We start from the raw sequence: 1,656 nt of genomic DNA, 5'->3' as shown, positions 1-1,656 counted from the left end.
AGGAGTGCTTCTTCCCACGCGACGACCTGGACCCTAGACAAGTCCCATCGTTGCAGGTCAGGAGCACTCTTCTCGTTTCCGATCATCCATCGGACGCGCAGCCACGTGAAAGCGCGAGGCTAAGACGTGTCCTTTGTGGTGAGGCGGACGAGCCGTTTGTAGCAGCAAAGGGCTGCGGCCGAGGAAGGCCAGGTAGTTGCGGGGATGGCGTTCTTAGACGTCTTTCTCATGGCGTGATCGTTCGTTTGAACCGTGCATGACTGATCTGGTTGAGCGGCTGGTGCCGGATGAGTTGTGGGTGTTGTTCCGGCGGGTGGTACCGCCGACGGAAGTGATACGTCCGCAGGGTGGGGGCCGACGGCGTGCCGGTGACCGTGAGGCATTGGCCGCGATCATCTTCGTGGCGACCTCGGGTTGCACGTGGCGGCAGCTCCCGCCGATGTTCGGCCCGAGCTGGCAGACGGTATACCGGCGTTTCGCTCAGTGGAGCCGGGCCCGTGTCTGGGCGAGGCTGCACCGTGTCGTCCTCGACGAACTTGGCGTCCGCGGTGAGTTGCACTGGTCGCGTTGCGCGATCGACTCGGTCAGCCTGCGGGCGGCAAAAGGGGGCCACTGACCGGACCGAATCCGACCGACCGTGGCAAGTTGGGATCGAAGATTCACCTGATCACCGACCGGAACGGACTGCCCCTCTCGCTGGGCGTCTCGGGCGCCAACATGCACGACAGCCTCGGCCTTGAGCCGCTCGTGCGCGGGATCCCGCCCATCCGTTCCCGCCGCGGCCCCCGCAGGCGACGGCCAGGGAAACTGCACGCGGACAAGGGCTACGACTCCGACCATCTGCGCCGATGGCTCCGCAAACGCGGCATTTGCCACCGCATCGCCCGCCGGGGCATCGAGTCGTCACAGCGGCTCGGCCGCCACCGCTGGGTCGTCGAGAGGACCGTGTCCTGGCTGGCCGGCTGCCGACGCCTCCACCGCCGCTACGAACGTAAGGCCGAACACTTCCTCGCCTTCGTCGGCATCGCAGCACTCCTGATCGGATACCGCCGCCTCGATAGGCGGATCAAACCGAGAAACCAGTGAGCCGGGGGCGGGCTTCCTCGCGTCCGAAGGTCAGCACCTTCGCAAGCACCTCGCGCATCTCGTCGATGCTCTCGGCTGGCAGGTCGAGCACTGCCTCGATCTTCGCGTCCTCCAACTCCAAGTCATCCAGACAACCGGGGTCCAGCGACACCGTGAGCAGGCTGCCTGTCAGAGCCACCTCGCGGACACAGCCATAGGCCGTGCACTGGTCCGGGGTCATCACGCAGTACGTGTCGAGCCCGAGCGAGATGTCCTGTACGGACGGTTCACCGATAGCGCTCGTGAACAGCAGGAAGAAGCCCTCACCCTCCTCCGCCACGCCGGCCTGCATCTCGCCATCAACGTCGACCTCGGCAGCCACCGCACGGGCCGTGAACCTGTATGTCATACACCGGTTCTACCAGGAGCCCAGCACAGCTCACGCTCACCCCCTCCGCCAACAAGTGCTGTAGATGCCTCCATAAGAAACGACGTCTTAGACCGACCGGCAAATGGATCATTTGAGGCGCCGGGTGGTGGGGCGGCCGTCCCAGCGGTAGCGGCTCGTTGCTCGGCGGATGAGCATGCGGA

The 1,656-nt window shown here is 65.1% G+C and carries 2 protein-coding genes; one reads left to right on the top strand and one right to left on the bottom strand.

Annotated features, from left to right (window positions below; genetic code table 11):
* Positions 1–256: 256 nt before the first annotated feature.
* Positions 257–1,086, top strand: a protein-coding gene (locus ACFWTC_RS38900) for an IS5 family transposase (RefSeq protein ID WP_383933317.1) whose coding sequence is annotated in 2 segments (ribosomal slippage) — positions 257–614 and positions 614–1,086 — 831 coding nt in all. Because the reading frame shifts where the segments join, the coding sequence is not laid out codon by codon here.
* Here ACFWTC_RS38900 and ACFWTC_RS38895 read toward each other — a convergent pair.
* Positions 1,067–1,474 (bottom strand): Imm10 family immunity protein, encoded by a 408-nt coding sequence (locus ACFWTC_RS38895; protein ID WP_383933319.1) that lies wholly within the window; start codon positions 1,472–1,474, stop codon positions 1,067–1,069. The genes ACFWTC_RS38900 and ACFWTC_RS38895 overlap by 20 nt on opposite strands.
* Positions 1,475–1,656 lie beyond the last annotated feature (182 nt).

It is taken from the genome of Streptomyces sp. NPDC058619 (genome assembly GCF_042717785.1).
Lineage (GTDB): Bacteria > Actinomycetota > Actinomycetes > Streptomycetales > Streptomycetaceae > Streptomyces.
This window is presented reverse-complemented; position numbering and strand designations above follow the sequence as displayed.

Excerpts from the sequence above, each read along its gene's own strand:
- ACFWTC_RS38895 (WP_383933319.1), bottom strand. The coding sequence starts at position 1,474 with ATGACATACAGGTTCACGGCCCGTGCGGTGGCTGCCGAGGTCGACGTT.